The following is an 18,197-nucleotide window of genomic DNA, read 5'->3' as shown; positions in this document are numbered from 1 at the left end:
CGGGGCGTCAGGCGGGGAGCGGCCCGTCGAAGACGACGTCCGCCCAGCGTCGGGGGTCCGCCATGGCGACCACGACCTTGCGCTCGCCCTTGAAGGGTTGGCGGCCGTGTCCCATGAGCATGTTGTCCAGCAGCAGCACGTCCCCCGCCTGCCACGGCACCGCCACGCGGGCGCGCAGATACGCGGCGCGCAGCAGCTCCAGGACCTCCGGCTCGATGGGGGAGCCGTCGCCGTAGAAGGTGTTGTTGGGCATCTCCTCCTCGGCGTAGAGCGAGCGCAGGTGGGCGACGAGGGGCTCGGGCAGGGTGCTGACGTGGAAGAACGTGGCGTGGTTGAACCACGCCAGCTCCCCGGTGGTCGGATGGCGGGCCACGCACGGGCGCTTCTGGCTGGTGCGCAGCCGGCCCTGGGCCAGCCACTGGAAGTCGATCTCGCTGTCGCGGCAGTACTGCTCCACCTCCGCGCGCTCCTGCGTCTGGAAGGCCTCCTGCCACGACAGGCCCAGGCCGTCACCGAAGTTGCGCACGTAGCGGTAGCCGCGCGCCACGAAGCGCTCCACCACGTCGCGCGGCAGCTCGCGCAGGATGCGGCGGGTGCTGGTGATGGGCGTGGCGCCGGCTTCGGTGGGCGCCGTCACGCAGTGGAAGTAGATCTTCTGCGGGAACGTCAGGTTGTAGGACTGCTCCGTGTGCGGAAAGATCTCCTGGTCCGACGGGTGCGACGTCGACGTGTAGATCTGATCCTTGACGACCTCGCGCGGAGACGAGCGCTCCGTGTAGGGCAGGGGCGCGCCGGACGTCGCCCGCACGAAGTCCGCGAAGCCGTCCACGCTGGCCACGCGGAAGCCGCGCAGCAGCAGGCCGCCCACCCGGGCCAGCTCCTCCTCCAGGTACGCGCGGTTTTCGCCCGCCCACTGCACCAGCTCCAGCCCCTCAACGCGGGGCTCGAGGATGAGCGGACAGTCCTCGCCTTCGGGCAGGCGCGTCGTCACCAGCTCCGTTCGCGACAGCTTCACGGGGCGGCGTGAGCGCGCTCCCAGTCCTGACAGGGCATCCTTCATGAGGTGGGGTCTCCTGACGTGCCGGGGGGAGGGGTGCCGCCGTCCGGGCCCGCGCCGCGGCGCCGTCGGGTGCCCAGCCGGCCCAGGGCGCCCTGGAGCTGGGGCGTCGCGTCGTCGTCGGCGTCCAGGGCGAGCGCCGCCAGCCGCGTGTCCGGGCGCGCCAGCGAGTCCTCCAGCAGGCGCACGAAGCGGCGGTGCAGCCGCTCCACGCTGGACGCGTCGAACAGGCGCGTGGCGTAGGTCCAGTGACAGCGCAGCCCTTCGGGCGTCTCCGACGCCCACAGCGTGAGATCCAACCGGGACACGCCGGAGTCGAACAGCAGCGGCTCCACCTCCAGGCCGGGCAGCGACACGCGCTCGCGCGGCTGGTTCTGGGTGCCGAACGCGGCGCGGAACAGCGGGGGCCGGCCGCGGCCCAGCTGCTCGTGGGGAAGCTCGGCGTGGGCGGCGGCGCCCAGCGAGCGCTCCTTCACGCGGTGCAGCACCTCGCTGAACGGAGGGTCTCCGCCCAGCGGCGTGCGCAGCACCAGCATGTTGACGAAGTTGCCGATGACGCGCTCGGTGCCCGGGGCCGCGCGGCCCAGGTCCGCGACGCCCACCGGGACGTCCTCCTGCCCGGTGGTGCGCGCGAGCAGCGTCTGGAAGACCGCGAGCATCCACATGAACGGCGTCACGCCCTGCTTGGCGCAGCCCTCCCGCAGGCGCGCTGCCAGCTCCGGCGACAACCGCGTGCTCAGCGTGCCGCCGCAGGCATCCGGCGGGCCTCCGGGCTCACGGTCCGTGGGCAGCTTCAGCGCGGTGGGAAGCCCCGCCACCTCCGCGCGCCACCAGTCGAGCAACGACTCCAGATGCGCGCCCGTCAGCCGCTGGCGCTGCCACACCGCGAAGTCCGCGTACTGGTAGGGCAGCGCGGGCAGGGTGGGCGTCACGTCCGCCTGGAAGGCGGAGTACAGGGCCGTCAGCTCCTGGATGATCAGGCGCATGGACCAGCCGTCCGCGACGATGTGGTGCACGGTGAAGAGCAGCACGTGCCGCGCCTCCTCCAGCCACAGCAGCCGCGCCCTCAGCAGGGGGCCGTGCTGGAGCGCGAACGGGGCTCGCGCCTCCGAAAGCGCCACCTCCTGGAGGCGGGCCTCGCGGGCCTCCGGGGCGAGCGCGCGCAGGTCCTCCACCGGAATCTCCAGGGGCACGGCGGGCAGGATGCGCTGCACCGGCCGCCCCTCCACTTCGGGGAAGCAGGTCCGCAGGGCCTCGTGGCGACGGCAAATCTCCAGCAGCGCCGCCTCCAGCCACGCCGTCCGCAGCGTCCCCCGCAGGCTCAGGGCCGAGGAGATGTTGTACCCGCCGCCGCTGGGGTCCAACCGCGAGGCGAGCCACAGCTCCTCCTGCGGAAACGACAGCGGCAGGGGCCCCTCGCGAGGCACCGGGCCAGGTCGGAGCGCCAGGCCCGGCCCGGAGTCGAGCGCGTCCTGACAGCGCCGCGTCAGCTCCGGGAGCGTGATGCTCCCCAGCAGTTCGGGCAGCGGAATGGACAGGCCGAGCGCCGACTCGATGTCGGCCCGCAGCTCCACCGACGCCAGCGAGTCCAGGCCCAGCTGCACGAGCGGGGCCTCGCGGTCCACGCTGCCCGGGGCCACGCGCAGCGCCACCGAGGCGCGAGCCAGGAGCCAGTCCGCGATCCGCGCGTCGCGCACGTCGCGTGTCAGGGCGCGCAACGCGTCCAGCGGCGGCAGCTCCGGGACGGCTGGAGGCGCCGCGTCGTGCGCACCGGAGGCGTCCCCGGAGGCTTCAATTGCCACCACCTGGAGCTGGCCCTCGAGCCATGCCGCCCGGGTGGCGCGGCGCTGCACCTTGCCGCTCGACGTCTTGGGCAGGCTGCCGGGCTCGATGAACACCACCTCGTCCATGTGGACGCCGTGCTCCCGCACCACGGCCTCGCGCAGGCCGCGCGCGCACTCCGTGGCGTCGAACGCCTTGCGCGTGTCCACCTCCTGCACCAGCACCAGCCGCTCCGCGCCGTGGGTCTGCACGCCGAACGCCGCGGAGCACCCGGGCCGCAGCGCGGGGTGGCTGGCGACGGCGGTCCGCTCCAGATCATGGGGGTGGTGGTTGCGGCCCCGGACGATGATCAGATCCTTGAGGCGCCCGCTGACGAACAGCTCGCCTTCGCGCAGGAAGCCCAGGTCGCCGGTGCGCAGGTAGGGGCCTTCGGTGGGCGCATCCGCGCGCCGTGCCTGGAAGCTCTCCGCCGTCTCCTCGGGGCGGTTCCAGTAGCCCTGGGCGACGGAGGGCCCGCGCAGCCACACCTCCCCGACCTTGCCTTCGGGCAGGGGCAGCCGCCGCGTCGGGTCCACGATGAGCAGCTCCTGATCCGGCAGGCGCACGCCACAGCCCACCAGTTGGAGCGCGCCCGGCTCCGTGGCGGCGACGGGCACGGCGTCGTTGTCCGCCAGCGCGTCCTTGCGGAAGGCGCGCAGCTGGGGCAGGGCCGCGGCCTTTCCGGAGGCGATGAGCGTGCCCTCCGCCAGCCCGTAGCAGGGGTACATCGCCTCGGGGCGGAAGCCCGCGGGCGCGAAGGTGTCGCGGAAGCGCTCCAGCGTGGCGGGGTGGATGGGCTCCGCGCCGTTGAACGCGAGGCGCCAGGAGCCCAGGTCCAGCGCCGCCACCTGCTCCGGGGTCGCCTTCCGGACGCACAGCTCGTAGGCGAAGTTGGGGCCGCCGCTGGTGGTGGCGCGGTAGCGGGACACCGCCTGCAACCAGCGCAGCGGGCGCGCCAGGAAGTCCATGGGCGACATCAACACGACGGGGAAGCCCACGAAGAGCGGCTGCAGGATGCCGCCGATGAGGCCCATGTCGTGGTACGGCGGCAGCCAGATGACGCCCACGCTGTCCGTGTCGTGCTGGAAGCAGCGCTGGATGGCCCGGGAGTTGTGGAGCAGGTTGGCGTGGGTGAGCACCACGCCGCGCGGCGAGCCGGTGGAGCCGGACGTGTACTGGAGGAACGCCACCGTGTCCGGCGTCGTGTCCGGGGCCTTCCACGCGCCCGCGTGTCCGGGGGCCGCGTCCTCGATGGCGAGCCATGAGGCCCGCGCGAGCGCCCCGGACTGTTCGAACAGCCCCTGGGCCATGTCGCGGATGAAGGAGGGGGCCAGGACGAAGCGGACCTGCGCATCCGCGGTCAACGCCTCCAGTCGGGGCAGGGTGCGCGCCAGCCGGGTGGGATCCGGCGGGTAGGCGGGGACGGCGACCGCCCCCGCCTGGAGACATCCCAGGAAGGCCACCAGGTAATCCAGGCCCGGCGGAAACAGCAGGAGCACGCGCTCGCCCCGCGCTCCGGCCTCCTGGAGCAGGCCGCCCACCTCCAACGTGCGCCGCTGCAGCTCCGCGTACGTGAGGCTCCCGCCCTCGCCCTCCCCGTCATCCAAGAAGATGAAAGCCCGCGCGTCGGGCGTTGATGCAGCGCGCAAGGCCATGATTTGAAGAAAGTTCATAGAGCGGGGTTTTGAACGGGCGTCCTGTGAAACATTAATAAAATGTTCCCGCCCGGGATGGAAACGGAAGTCAGAAAAAACCCAGGTTTCTCGCCGCCTGAGCGGGTATCAGGCGAGCGTCAGTGGGCTGGTTCGTTCCAGGCCGGAAGGGAGCACGGCATGTCGTTCATGGTGTTGGTCCAGCAGGTAGGAGCCCGGGCGCGCACGGACGGGGAGCGCCGCGTCGCCGCCGAGCGGATGGAGCGCATGCATCGCTATGGCGCGGACCTCAAGGCGCGAGGCCTGCTCCTGGCCAGCGACTCGCTCCGCTCCGACGAGGAGGGCGTCCGCATCCAGGTGCGCGAGGGCAAGCGCTCCTTCAGCGACGGTCCCTTCACGGAGTCGAAGGAGATCATCGGGGGCTTCTTCCTCATCGACGTCCACACGCGGGAGGAAGCGCTCGCCATCGCCAGCGAGTGTCCCGCTGCGGAGTGGTCCATCGTCGAGGTGCGTCAAAGCGGGCCTTGCTTCGACGAGTGAGCCCCTGACGGAGCGCCCGCAGTACTCGGCACTGCATCCGAATCCCCTTGATGCGTTGCCGGCAAAAGAGCTTCAGCGCAATACCCCGTGCGGGGGATGGCCGGCGTGGTTCTTGTCGGCTGTCATCGGCTCGGGTGTGAGGGGTTCCTCCTCGTGCCATGCTTGACCCGGGGAGGGTCGTCATGAAGGTCATGATTGGCGATACGGTCGTCTTCAAGCACCAGTCGGGAAGTCCCATCGGGATTGTGACGCGGCGCAGTGGGGCCACGCTCACGGTACGGTTGCCGCTTCAGGACAATGCCCTGGAGCGGGTCTCCCGCGCGGATGTGGAGCCCCTGGCCCTGTGGCTGGCGGATGCTCGCAGGCGGCAGACGAAGTTCAGCAACACGCTGAGCCTCGTCGGACAGTCTTCCTTGTCCGAGCTGGTCAAGACGTTTGGTTACTCCACCGACGTCAAGATGCAGCGCTCCTCCCTTGGGAACGTCGTGCGCCAGCTGGAACGGGCGGGGCTGGATGTCACGCCGACGACGGGGAGCTGGGATCGCCACGCGCCCTTCGTCCTGGCGCTGAAGAAGGCCCTCATCGATCCCGCCCCGGACGTCGACAAGGACGAAGCGCCGGAACCGTCCCGCTCCTTTGCACTGCCCCAGCCCTTCTGGCCGAGCGCCCTGGGATTGTCTCAGGATCGCGAGGTGGCGTTCCTTCGCGCACTCACCGGTTCCGAGCCGATCCTCTCGTTGCTCTACCTTCCAGAGCGCCGCGACACCGCGGACTGGCTCCAGCCTACGTGGGAAGGGGTGATGGGCTGGGCCTATCGCTGCGCCCAGCGCTTCGTCCGAACAGGAGGCTCGGAGCGTGCGGCACCGCAGGTCGTGCGAGGCTCTTCCCCGTTGCTGCACGGGTATCTCAAGCCCTCTGTGCTCGGCTCGGACGGCCCCCGGCTCCACGATGCTCCCCACGCCTTGAATCTCATCTCGCTCCGGCGTGACACGGATGCGCCCGTCGATCTGTCCCGCCTCCTGGCGACCTGGCCGGGCCCCGTGTTCGAGTTCGATGCTACGGCGATCAGCGGTGACGGAGCGCCGGTGTCCCGACTGCTGTTGATGGTGGGCGGCAAGCCCGAGCTGGAGAAGCAGGATGTCGTGTCGCAGCTGTCCCCCTTGAAGCTGGTGTTGTGGAGCCGCGAAGCCAGCGCCCAGGGGGCTGCGCAGGCCTTGAACTCCTGGGGAGACATCCTCACGCGAACGCCGCTCTCCCGGTTCAAGGGCAGCAACGAAAGCAGCACCACGCTGTCCCTCAAGGCCCGGCTGGCGCAGTGGATCCTGTCGCGCAATCCCCAGGCCTCCCTCCAGTTCGAGCACCATCGGACCGAGGTCCTGGACGACGAAGGCTCCACCCAGGAGGTGACCCGGACGGATCTGCACGTGGAGGAAATGGGGACCTTCGAGGTGGAAACGCTGGTGGGCAGCGGACCGATGGAGTCTTTCTACCATCGGAAGATCTTCTCGCGGCGCAAGCCAGACGAGCCCTTCTCCCTGGTGGTTCCCAGCGAGACGCTGCTCTGGGCCGGCCCCTTCCTGGCGGATATCGCCCACCACCTGGGTGAAGGGGGCGCGGTGTTGGTGCCCGTCGCAGGGGCCGCCTTCGCTTCGCTTGAGTCCCGCTCGCTCGAGGAGAACGCCTCGGAGGTGAAGGATCCGGAGGAAGAGGCTCGGCGTGAGTCTCCGGTCGAGACCCCGGAGCGCCGCGAGGATTCCCTGCCTCGGCTGGACGACGTCGCGGGCTACGCGTCCGTCAAGGAGCGGATCCAGCGCGACATCGTCTGGCCGGAACAGCGGGGGGCCCTGCTGCGCAATGTCTCCCGGGCTTCGGGGATCCTCTTCTTCGGCCCTCCCGGGTGCGGCAAGTCGCTCCTCGCCCGGGCCATCGCGGGCGAACTGGAGCAGGAGGTGCGCCTGCTCTCGCCCTCGGACCTGCGCGGCCCCTACGTGGGGTGGGGCCAGATCATGATCCGCGAACAGTTCGACTGGGTGGTCGAGCAGGAGAAGCGGATGCTCGTGCTCGACGAGCTGGATGCGGTCGCACGTTCCCGGCGCTCCGGCAACATGCACAGCGATGAGAAGGCCGACGTCAACGAGTTGCTGGTGCAGTTGGACAGGGCGGGTCGGCTGCGCCGGATCATCGTGGGCACGACCAACTTCCTGGGAGCGCTGGATGAGGCGGTCATCCGCAGCGGCCGTTTCGGACGCTACGTCCCCGTGCCGCCGCCAGACCTGGGGGAGGCGGTGGAGATCGTCTCCTATTATCTACAGCGGTTGGGACGTGCGGAGTCGTCGGTGGGAGTCAATGCTCCCGACACGGCGGAGATCCATACGCTCCTGGCGCCCCTGTTCCTGGCGAACCAGGTGAACCAGAGCTTCTTCTCGGGCTCGGATCTGGAAGCCGCGGTCACCGAGTCCTATCTGCGCTGCGCGCAGGCGGAGGATCCGACTCCCGTGTCGGGTGGGGGGCCCGTGCGCCTGACCGTGGAGGCGCTCGCCGTCGCCCTGGAGGAAGGTCCGCGCTCCGTATCTGCCGCGTCCATCCGTCGATTCCTCACGGAAACGCGACGCCACTGCGGCTCCCGTCTCGCGGATTCGCTGGCGCGGCGGTTCCAGCCCCAAGGGCCCACGCCCTGAGGGGACGGGATCGAACGCGGTCGATATGAGCAGGCATTGCAGGGATCAAGGGGGCGCTCATTGCCGAACGAACAGGACGTGTCTGCTTCATTGATCGTGCGTCAATTGCTGTCGACGCTGGAGCAGTCTTCCCTTCGTGAGGAGGCACGCTCCTTGCGACAGCAGTTCGACCTGCGAGGGTGGACGGGACTCGGGGCGCCGGACATCGCGCTGGTGGCGGCGCTCGTGGGTCGCCTGCAGACACTTCCTCCGGCGCGGGTCGCCGCACCCGAGCCGCCTCCGCCCTCCGAGCCGGTGCCCCAAGCGGTGCTGGAGCGCCCCGAGGAACCGGGGTGGAGCCCACTCGAGAACAGCGCGGCCTGGGTCGACGCCATTCCCCGAGGGCGGGAACTCCTCGGCCTGCTGGATGCGCTTGCCCGGTGCGATGACGGGGATGAGGCCGCGGTGCTGTTGGAGCGCGTGTTCGTGGGCCACCTTCGGTACGAAGCGCATGCGGTGGATGAAACGCAGCGGCTCGACTCCACGATGGTCCTGCGTCGCCTTCGCACCGTCGCACGCCATGGCGATTTCGTGGTGTCCCTGGCGGAGCTTGTCTTCCCCTATCCCCACGGCTCCACGTTCCAGCCCATCTTCCGCAGGCATCCCTACGGACTCGTGGTGGCCATCGCGCCGGGTTGGAACGCTTGTCAGTTCGCCTATCGGGTGGAAAAGGACGGAGGCAGCTTCCTTCCCAGGACCCGGCAGATGGTGGGGCATGCGAGGAGCGGCGAGCTGCGTGACACCCTGTTGATCTGGCTGCGGCGCATGAGCCTGCTTCGGCTGACGGGAGGCGAGGAGGTGGCAGCGCTGGTGCGGCGGGTGGAGGAGGCATTGGAGCCGGGACCCGTGGAGGTGTCTCGCCACTGGAACACCGTGGCACTGTCGCCCTCCCTGTCGTTTCCTCCCGGTGTTCCCTGGGATCGACTCCTGGCCCATGAGCGGCGCGCGTTCCTTCAGGAAGACCTTGCGCCAGGACAGCCCCGGATGTGGTGGGGACTGGAGCGGGTGCTGCGCATGGCGCTTCCCTTCACCCTGTCCGAAAGGCGGGGGAAGGTGTGCTACCGCGGCTATGACCTGGGGGCGCCCACCTCCTCCGAGATGGCGCGTCGGAGTGGCGGCAGTTGGTACCGTCCACTGACCCTACGGCTGGAACTGGTCTGTGAGGACGGAACATGTCTGCCCATCCAGCTTCCCGCCGCGGTCCCCGAGGTTGATGACAGGGGTCGGGTACTTCTGGATGGCACATGGTATCGCTGGGTTCCGAGAGTCCTCGCCAGGGGCCTGCTGACCTCGGGGGATGCAAGAACCCAGGAGGAGCCATTCGACGACGGGTTCGAGGAGGACATTGAAGAAGAGCTGCCGATGCCTGAACTGGAAGAGGGCCCCGGGCAGGGAAGTGCCGAGCCTGAAGTGGAGTCGCCCCAGGAACTGCTGAAGGACGAAGGCCTTGCTCCTTCAAGGAGGCAGAACTTCCGCGATCCCGTCGCGATCGGAACGCTGGCGGGCGCGAGCCTCTGCGCCCTGCTGGAACTCGCGGCGTACCGGAAGCTGCTCGGGATCAGCGCGCGTCTTGGGGTCTACGCGGAGGATGCGCGCGACCTTCCCCGGAATCTTCTTGGCATCCTGCGCGGCCTCGCGGGTCGGGACGAGCGACTGCTATTGGCCAGCAAGTACTTCCTCAAGGCCGTCCTGGAGCCCGTACCGGACACGACCGCGCCCGACGGACTGCTCCCCATCCTGCGACACGCGGTGTCGGCGGAGGCCGGCAGCGCACCCGCGTGGGCCTGTCCCGATGTCTCCTCCGAACTCCGGCCGGGGGCCTGGGTTCCGGTGGCAGCGGCTCGGCTCACCCCGGGTGGCGAACTCGCGGTCCCCCTCCGGGATGCGTCAGGGGTCATTCGCTTGAGTGTCGCGATGGTGCCGCTTCCCCAGGTGAATCCGAGGGCGGGGGGCGCTGGGAGCATGGCGGGGCCGGGATGGATTTCCTGTGGATTGTCATCCTTCGCCTCTCTTCCGGCAGGACGGCTGCAGGCGGCCGCACGGGTTGCCGCCCACGCGAGGCCTCTTCCAAGCGGGCTTCGCGTGGTTCACGTCCGAGGGTCGCACCTGGGTGCCCGGTGGATGGAGGCTTCCCTTCCGCCACGGGAGGGGGAACTGGGGCCCTCGCGAGAGGTCAGCGTCCGGATTCCCGTGTTGCTCTGCGCGGAGGGTGTAGTCCCGCACCGTGTGCTGCTTTCACGGGGAGCCCCCGTGAAGGCTGGCGACGCTTGGCTGGAGGCGCAGCATTCGCTCTGGGCCCGGATCCCCAAAGGCCCTCTGAAGAACAAGAGCCTCCATGAGGTGAGCGTCTGGAACCTCGCGGCCAACATCTTCACGCCCCCGCCGAAGAAGGACACGGAGGAGGGTGAAGAGGAAGACATCCTTCTGCCGCTGACGCTGAAGCTTCCTGGGGCTGCGGAACGCTGGTTCATTCCTCCCGGGATTCAGGGGCGGGTCCTCGACCTCCGAGAAGAGATGGAGCGGGACAGGTCGGGGATGGGACTCGCGTGGCGGATAACGCTGGTCGTGGGCAACGATCCTCCGACCTTTCCCTGGAGCCATCTCGTCCTGTCGGACGGAAGGGTGCTTCCCTTTCAAGCGGGGTTGAAGCGGGAGGACGCGCCCTACGGAGAGGATGGCTTGCCAGCCCAACTTGTCATTGAGGATCCAACCCTCGCGTCCACTCCTCCAGAGGAGGTGTGGTTTGACGGAGGCACCGGCGAATTGATCGAACGGGCCACTTCGCGGGTGGGCGCCTGCTACGTCCTGCCTGAAACCTCCAGCCCGCTGGTCGGCCCGGATCTCCAGCTCCGCTTTCGCGCCCGTGATGGTGAGGGAATTCCCGCGAGTGCGGAGGCCCCGGCGCTGTCCAGCATGGAGCGCTTGTGGTGGACTGCGGCACATCCTGAGAGCGCGGCGGAACTGGCGAGGATCGAACGGGCCTGGTCAGGAGGAACTCCACCCTTTCTTCCCCGGCTCGCAGAAGTCCTGGAGGCCGCCGGCATCGCGCCTCCGGAATGGAAGAAGCCGGAGGCGGCCCGTCATACGGAGGGTGGCCGTCCCATACGGTTCGAGACCCTGACCATGTCCCGGGTGCGCTACTGGGCCACCGGGTACGACAAGGAAGAAGACGCGCCCGTGCGGTGGTCCTGCTGGTGTGGCCGTGCACAAGGACGCAGGCGCGCCTTTGAGATGTGCGATCCCAAGTCGTGGGGATGTGGAACCCCGGTCGTGTTGCGGCCGGCGTTGCAAGGCCGCCGTGCACTTCCGGTCCTCGGCCTCAGTGAGCCACTCCTCCATCCGTGGCGCATGGAGACCGCAGCCTGTCTGCTGGGCTTGACCCTCCATGAGTTGAAGACGCGGCAGATACGGTCGGGCGGCGTGGTGCTGGGAATCCAGATGCGTCAGGCCCTGCGCAACGGGCCGCCAGGCGCCGCAGCCCTCAAGCGCCTGGGGGGCCCGCTCTCCGCCGCCGAACGCGAGCCCCTGCTGCGCGGCCTCAAGGCTCTTGAACACGACGCCGGGAAGCTGGGCGCGGGTCTCGTGGGCCGGCTCTTCCTCTCGACGATCTCGGTCCTTCCCAATGCCCTCCATCCCACGGGGATGCCCCCCGGTGGGCCGGGGCCGGTGAAGTCACCCCTGACGGAGGCCTACCAGCGGGTGCGTTTCGCGTCGAACCGCCTCGCCGTCCTGCGCACGGTGGACTCCAAACTCCTGCGGGAAACAGCACGGGCGTCCTTCCACGCGTCCGTCGAATCTCTCTTCGGCCCATTGGATCAGGGGATGCACCAGGGCGAGCCCACCAGCCTCGCAGGCCTCATCACACGCCTCTGGCCCCTGACCCGGGCGCCGGGCCTGCGCTCCGTGGTTCCTGGCCTGTTCCGCATGGAGGGAAGGCCGGCGGGGTCCACCGCCGACGGCGCGTCCGTCGAGCGGGAAGTCGAGCGGATTCCACCGGTCTACGAAGTCCTGGCCAGGGCTTCGCCATTCGTAGAGCGCCACAAGGACGCAGCCGCGGAGTCGGTGGCGAACGACGACAGCGATTCCGAGGCGTCGTCGAGTTCACCTCGTGATGGCATTGAGCGGATGCGTCTGAGGACGACGCGGACGGTGCCGGGGGTGACCACCACCGGAATCTTCTCGGCCGAGGCTGCTGTCTTCCTCCCGTCCTATCCGTCACTGACAACAGAGCCCGCTTCGGCGGAGTTCTGGGAAGAGCGGGCGGCGCGCGACCGTCTGATCCGGGGGCATCTGCCTCGCCTGATGGTGATCGTGGGGGCGTTCACAACGTCAGACGCGGCGGAGGTGGAAGCCGAGGGAGGGATTCCCGAATCACGGAGGATGCCCCCTGGAAGCGTCGGGACCGTGACCCTTCGGGAGCTGATGGCGGCGCTGGTCCGGCAGGAGTCGCGACCCCTGGAATTCTGCCGCCTCTTGGAAGCAAGGCGTCCCACACCGTTCGTGGAGGATGGGGCGCGAGCGTGTGCGCTGCTTGAGGAGACGGTGCGCCGCGCGTTTCCGGGCGAGGGACCATGGCTGCACACCGGGAGACGCTTGCTGGTGCGTGCGCTGGTGGGCTGGTGGAAGTCATTGCCTCGCGTGGGTGCTCCCGCAGGATGGACGTGGCTGCCGCCGAATCAGAAGGGGCCTGCCGGAGGCCGCCGCTTCGTGCCCCCGCTCGCCTCCGTCGCCTGGGTGGAGTGGCCCGGCATGGCCGCCGCCACGGCGCCCGTCCGCTTCTTCGAGGAGCACGCGGGGCGCCCCGTGGAAGGACATTGGAACCAGACCCTCCTGCGGGCCCTGGGCCTGGAGGTCGAAGCGGTGCCCACGAGCCCGGACGTTTCCGCCGCGCAGCCAGGCCCGGAGCCTCTCGGGACTGTTCCCGAGCCGCTCCCATCCCCAGGGCCTCCTCGCCCGGAATGGGTCCTGGTGACGCCGCTGCCCTTGGAGCCTGCTGTCGCGCCCACGAGTGGCGAGGATGAGATTTCCATCCTGGAGGTCCCCATGGCTGCATGGCTGAGCGCGAACTCCCACCTTCCCGCCGAGCCAGAACCCGAGGTGTCGCTCCTGGCGTCATCGATGAGTGCCTGGTTGGAAAGAGGAAACCCCTCATGAGCACGTTGGACAGGGACGGTGCGACACTGGTCTCGGCGGGGGAATTGCGCACGGATGTCCTGGAAATCTTCCAGGCCGAGCCGCGAATGGACCTCTTGTTGTCGGCCCCGGGCTTGCTGGCCCAGCCTCCGCAAGGACATGCGAGCCTGGCGCGGGAACCGCATGCGGGCCTTCCCGCCAGGGTGACCCATGCCCACCGCAACGCGCTCCTGGAGGCGTTCGGTGGACAGCTGGACGGCCTGCCCCAGACGGCGGAATGGGAAGGTCGCATCGGGGAGTGGATCCGGAAGCTCTCCTCCGCCGAAGCCCGCGTCCTTCACTATCAGCCGGGGCCGCTCTTCAGCCGGATCATCAGTCGACCGGGGGGCAGCCTTGTTCCCGCGGGGCCCATCACCCATGGCACCTTGCACCGGCCTTCCGGCGCGGAGCTGGACCTGGCGCTCACGGGCGCGATGCATGAGCGGGCCCGCGAATGGTTCCGGCTCCGTGCGGCGGAATCAGAGGACATCTCAAAGGACGTCCAGGCGCTGTTGGAGAGCTCCTGGGCCGGGGCGATGCTCGGCGCAGAGGAGCTGTACCTCAAGGTCCTCTCGGAGTTCTTCCTGGAGATGCTCCAGGGCGCCGACCTGACCGACAGCAATCCCTTGCTGGAGGTGATGACAACCTTTCAGCGGGCGGCCTACCAACAGGCGAAGGGAATCCTGCGGCGCTTTGGCGGGGTCTTCCTGGCGGATGTCGTGGGTCTGGGAAAGACCTACATCGCCATGGCCCTGCTGCGCTATCTCCAGGACACGATGGACCGCCACGCGTTGGTGATTGCTCCGCCCACCGTGTGTCCGACGTGGCAGGCCCTGGGCGAGGACTTCGGGGTGAACCTGCGCGTCCTGTCCCATGGGCGACTGGAGGACCTTCCTCAATACAGTCAGCGGCAGGTCCTGGTGGTGGATGAGTCCCACAACTTCCGCAACCCCGCGACGCGTCGCTACGAGCGGATCTGGGAGTGGCTGCACCCCAACAACGTCCCCTCGCGGAGGCAGGTGCTGCTGCTCTCCGCGACACCGCAGAACAACAGCCCCCGGGACGTGATGCAGCAGCTGAAACTCTTCCCAGAGAACTTCACGCGCTTGCCCTTCCCAGGGGAGTCCCTGGAGGACTTCTTCAAGGCCGTGGAGGCGGGGAGGGAGTCGCTCACCAACGTCCTCCAACACGTGGTGGTGCGGCGCACCCGTCGCTTCATCCAGAACCACTACCAAGACGCGAAGCTCCCGGTGAAGAAGCCCACCGGGGGCTACGACTGGGTGCCCATCCGGTTCCCGACGCGCGTCTCAGGACCGGAGCAGTGTCTGCGCTACCGGATCGAGGACACGTACGGCACCGGCCTGTACGACCGGATCATCCACCTCCTGGGCAGCATGGAGTACCCCCTCTACGGGCTGGCCGCCTATGTGCTGGAGATGCACCGCGATGATTCCCGCATGGTCGGCTTCCGCCAGGCAGGGCAGAGCCTCCGGGGCCTCTTCAAGGTGCTGCTGCTCAAGCGACTGGAGTCCAGTGAGGCCGCGTTTCGAGCTTCCCTGGAACGCCTCCGGACGCGGCTCCAACGCGCACTGGAGAACCTCCGGGCGGGCTTTGTCCAGGTTGTCGCGGACGTCGAGGACGAAGGCGAGTCGAACCCGGGAGGCGATCAGATGCCTTCGGGGATGTTTCACGTCGACCGGTTGCGCAACGCCCTGACGGCCGACCTGGAGCGGGTGGAAGAACTCTGGGGGGCGATGCATCAGCAGTCCCCCGCGGCGGATGCGAAGCTCGCGCGGCTGCGGGCCTACCTGACGACACGCCCTCCCCGAATGCACCGCACCCTCATCTTCACGCAGTTCACCGACACGGCGGAGTTTCTTCATGAGCATCTCCAGGGGGAACATGGAGTCGTGGCGAAGGTGACGGGCAGCAGCGGAAACGTGCGGGAGACTGCTCGCCGCTTCGCTCCCCGGGCCAACCCCGCACGCGGTCGCCCCGAAGTGCCGAAAGAGCAGCAAATCGACCTGCTCATCTCCACGGATGTGCTCAGTGAAGGCATCAACCTCCAGGATGCTGACACCCTCATCAATTACGATTTGCACTGGAACCCCGTGCGGCTCATCCAGCGCGCGGGTCGCATCGACCGCCTGGGGAGTCTCAACGAGGAGATCCACATCTCCAGCTTCCTTCCGGAGCGGGCACTTGAAACCAACCTCGGGCTCGAACAGGTCCTCCGACGGCGCATCCAGGAGTTCTTGAAGGTCTTTGGTGAAGACAGTCACATCCTCCCACTGGAGGAGCGCCCCGACGTTGATGGCGTTCTGGATATCTATGCGGGAAAGGCCCTGGAGAAGGCCGAAGCGCACGATGAAATGGATGCGCTTGGCCGTCATGCCGAACGCATCCTGATGATCCAGCAGTTGGAGCCCGCCCGCTATGACCGGATCCGGGCGCTGCGCCCGGGCCGGAGGGCGGCGACCCGGTCGCGTCTCCCCGGCGTCGTCGCCACGCGGCTGGGCTGGTACTGGGCCTTCTGGCGCGAACAGGATGTCGGGGGCCTGGAACGCGTCGCGGACGTCGCGGGGCTGGATCTCCTGTTCAAACACTCCCAGAAGGCGGATGTGACAGAGGGACTGCGCACGGTCCCATGTCGACAGCGTGCGAACACGATGGCGGAGGGCGCCCGACGGCTCTTCTCCGGCGTGGCGGAGATTGTCCGTGCGCAGCGGCAGAAGCCCGCGCTGGACAAAAACGAAGAGTGGGTGCTGTCCTCAATGGACGCGCTGCGCAAGGGCTGCGACGAAGCACGACTCGCCACGCTGGACGCTATGCGTCAATGGATCCTCGCGGGCCAGTACAAGCCAAGCTTGCGCCTCGCGGCGGGCCGCTGGCGCAAGGAACAGCTGCCAGGCGAAGCGCTCTTCCAGCAGATGGAAGCCATGCTTCGTTTCCCTCTCAAGAACGAATTCCTCGGCGAAGAAGAGATGGTGGGGGTCGTTGTGGGAGAAGAGCCCGATGCTGTGTGACAAAATACCGTGTTTAGCCTGCAAGAATTGCTAGTCCGGTCTCATTACTGATACGCCCAGTGCGCCTTCCCCCCCAAGAAAGGTGCACTGCATGCAACGTCGTTCCCGTTTCAATCCCCGCAGTCTGTTCTCCCCGTTCCTCGCCGCTTCGGCGCTGGCCCTTGGCTGTGGCCCCGTCGCCGACGAGCCGCCTGTTCCCACCGTCGCGCCGGAGGTCGTGGCGCAGCCGCTGGCCGTGGGCGGCTTCGCGGAGATGCACCACCACATGTTCGCCGAGGAGGCCTTCGCCGGCGGCTGGTTCCATGGCGGGCACACCGGCACGCTCGCGAGCTGTGACGGTGGTGAACCGGAGAGCGACCACGCGCGTGTCCGCATGGACCTGCGCAACATGCTCAACCTCTGTCCCAACTCGGGCAGCGTGAACCTGAGCGGCGTGCCCATCCTGTCGGACATCTTCGGCGTGGGCGGCGCGGTGGCGTCGGAGGTCATCGGCCAGGCGGAGGGCACCGAGGGCGACACCGGCCTGCACCTGGGCCGCAAGGACGTGCACACGCAGTGGCCGCGCTGGGACACCATCGCGCATCAGCAGGCGTGGGAGGGCTGGCTGCTGAAGGCGAAGCAGGGCGGCATGTCGCTGGTCATGGTGTCGCTCGTCAGCAACGAGTTCCTCTGCAAGGCGCTGCCGTACCAGAACCTCAAGCGGCCCTGCGACGAGATGACGGACGTGGACATCCAGCTCCAGATGGCTCGCGACTTCGACGCGCGCACGGACTGGGCGGAGATCGCCCTGTCGCCCGCGCATGCCCGGCAGATCATCGCCGCCGGCAAGCTCGCGATGGTGCTGTCCATTGAGTCGTCCAAGCTGTTCGGCACGAAGGACTGGCGCGCGGAGTTGAACCGCGTCCACTCGCTGGGTGTGCGCTCGCTGCAGCCCGTGCACCAGCTGGACAACCGCTTCGGCGGCGCGGCGCCGCACAATGCCATCTTCCAGGTCGCCCAGTTCCTGGAGAACTGCCACATCGACACTGACTGCGGCATCACCGGCTCCGGCTTCACGCTGGGCTTCGACGTGGACGCGAACTGCCGCAACACCAAGGGCCTCACCGCGGACGGCAAGGCGCTGGTCCAGGAGATGATGGGCAGGGGGATGCTCATCGACCTGGCCCACATGTCCGAGAAGAGCGTGCAGGACGCGTTCGCCGTGTCCCAGGCGAACACCTACTACCCGCTGTACATCTCCCACGGTCACTTCCGCGAGGTGATGAACCCGGATCTCGCCGCCAACGAGAAGACGACGCCTGCCTGGGTGGTGCGCTACGTGCGCCAGACGGGCGGCATGTTCGGCCTGCGCACCGCGCATGACGAGACGCGCGCCTACACCCGCACGACCGTGGCCAACAACTGCCAGGGCTCCACGCGCTCACTGGCGCAGGCGTACGAGTTCGGCCGCCAGGGCCTCAAGGTCAACATGGGCTTCGGCGCGGACCTGAACGGCTTCATCCAGCAGACCCGGCCGCGCTTCGGTGACTTCGGCGCGTGCTCCGCCGGCTTCCGCGCGGAGGCCGACACCCAGCGCGAGCAGCAGCGCGTCTCCGGGCCCGGGCGCCTGGGCACCGACTTCGACATCTACGGCCTCGCGCACGTGGGCCTGCTGCCGGACGTGGTGCGCGACCTGAAGCAGCTCGGCGTGAACACCACCGGCCTGGAGGGCTCCGCGGAGAACTTCATCCGGATGTGGGAGCGCGCGAACGGCACCCGCTCCGGCATGGCGGACGCGGCGGCGGACATCGACACCAGCGGTGTCGCGGCCTACGTTCCCAAGGCCACCCGTGAGGCGGCCTATCCGCAGATCTGCGGCAAGGCGTACGCGCCCGCCACGAAGTTCGTCTCCGAGACCTGCCGCTTCGACCAGGAGTGCCGGAGCAACTCGTGCAACGCGCTCGACGACTGCGGCGACATCCCGGGCAGCTGCATCTGCACCACCGACTCGCACTGCACCACCAGCCAGTTCTGCGGCTGGGGGCTCAACTCCGGCAAGTGCGTGGAGAAGCGGCCCCGGGGCTCCATCTGCTCCACCGGCCGCGAGTGCCAGTCGGGCAAGTGCTCCTGGCTGACCTGCACCTGATGCGCTCCACCGGAGCGGCGTCTCCTGACGCCGCTCCGTGACGGTTGCTCCCTCCCGCGCGTGCCTGCTTCAGGGGTGGGCGGGAGG

At 68.6% G+C, this 18,197-nt stretch carries 7 protein-coding genes; 5 read left to right on the top strand and 2 right to left on the bottom strand.

Going from position 1 to position 18,197, the window contains the following annotated elements; translation table 11 throughout:
- Positions 1-7 precede the first annotated feature (7 nt).
- Both D7X12_RS04800 and D7X12_RS04795 read right to left on the bottom strand, forming a co-directional pair.
- Complete coding sequence (locus D7X12_RS04800) at positions 8-1,060, bottom strand: TauD/TfdA family dioxygenase (protein ID WP_120624086.1); 1,053 nt, start codon at positions 1,058-1,060, stop codon at positions 8-10.
- Positions 1,057-4,533, bottom strand: a complete 3,477-nt coding sequence (locus D7X12_RS04795; RefSeq protein WP_158619964.1) for a condensation domain-containing protein — start codon at positions 4,531-4,533, stop codon at positions 1,057-1,059. The genes D7X12_RS04800 and D7X12_RS04795 overlap by 4 nt, the downstream gene beginning before the upstream one ends.
- A gap of 177 nt (positions 4,534-4,710) precedes the next feature.
- Between D7X12_RS04795 and D7X12_RS04790 the strand changes: the two genes are divergently transcribed.
- The 5 genes from D7X12_RS04790 to D7X12_RS04770 all read left to right on the top strand — a co-directional run bounded on the left by D7X12_RS04790 (position 4,711) and on the right by D7X12_RS04770 (position 18,110).
- Entirely contained in the window at positions 4,711-5,070 is a 360-nt protein-coding gene (locus tag D7X12_RS04790) for a YciI family protein (RefSeq protein ID WP_120624084.1), read from the top strand.
- A 182-nt stretch (positions 5,071-5,252) separates the two neighbouring features.
- Entirely contained in the window at positions 5,253-7,748 is a 2,496-nt protein-coding gene (locus D7X12_RS04785) for an AAA family ATPase (protein ID WP_158619963.1), read from the top strand.
- 60 nt (positions 7,749-7,808) lie between these two features.
- A complete protein-coding gene (locus tag D7X12_RS04780) occupies positions 7,809-12,941 on the top strand; it encodes a hypothetical protein (RefSeq protein ID WP_147443528.1) in 5,133 nt (1,710 codons plus the stop codon).
- Complete coding sequence (locus D7X12_RS04775) at positions 12,938-15,985, top strand: DEAD/DEAH box helicase (RefSeq protein WP_120624081.1); 3,048 nt, start codon at positions 12,938-12,940, stop codon at positions 15,983-15,985. Before D7X12_RS04780 ends, D7X12_RS04775 begins: the two co-directional genes overlap by 4 nt.
- 91 nt (positions 15,986-16,076) lie before the next feature.
- Positions 16,077-18,110 carry a membrane dipeptidase gene (locus tag D7X12_RS04770; protein WP_120624080.1) on the top strand — a complete coding sequence of 678 codons (2,034 nt, stop codon included), beginning with the start codon at positions 16,077-16,079 and terminating at the stop codon, positions 18,108-18,110.
- Positions 18,111-18,197: the final 87 nt, after the last annotated feature.

Origin of the sequence: Corallococcus sicarius (genome assembly GCF_003611735.1) — a bacterium.
Classification (GTDB): Bacteria; Myxococcota; Myxococcia; order Myxococcales; family Myxococcaceae; genus Corallococcus; species Corallococcus sicarius.
The sequence above is the reverse complement of the archived record's forward strand: the minus strand, read 5'-3'. Positions and strand labels throughout refer to the sequence as shown.

What these genes read in the sequence shown, in the direction of transcription:
- D7X12_RS04800 (WP_120624086.1), bottom strand. Translation starts at nt 1,060, where the DNA reads ATGAAGGATGCCCTGTCAGGACTGGGAGCGCGCTCACGCCGCCCCGTG.
- D7X12_RS04795 (WP_158619964.1), bottom strand. Translation starts at nt 4,533, where the DNA reads ATGGCCTTGCGCGCTGCATCAACGCCCGACGCGCGGGCTTTCATCTTC.
- D7X12_RS04790 (WP_120624084.1), top strand. Translation starts at nt 4,711, where the DNA reads ATGTCGTTCATGGTGTTGGTCCAGCAGGTAGGAGCCCGGGCGCGCACG.
- D7X12_RS04785 (WP_158619963.1), top strand. Translation starts at nt 5,253, where the DNA reads ATGAAGGTCATGATTGGCGATACGGTCGTCTTCAAGCACCAGTCGGGA.
- D7X12_RS04775 (WP_120624081.1), top strand. Translation starts at nt 12,938, where the DNA reads ATGAGCACGTTGGACAGGGACGGTGCGACACTGGTCTCGGCGGGGGAA.
- D7X12_RS04770 (WP_120624080.1), top strand. Translation starts at nt 16,077, where the DNA reads ATGCAACGTCGTTCCCGTTTCAATCCCCGCAGTCTGTTCTCCCCGTTC.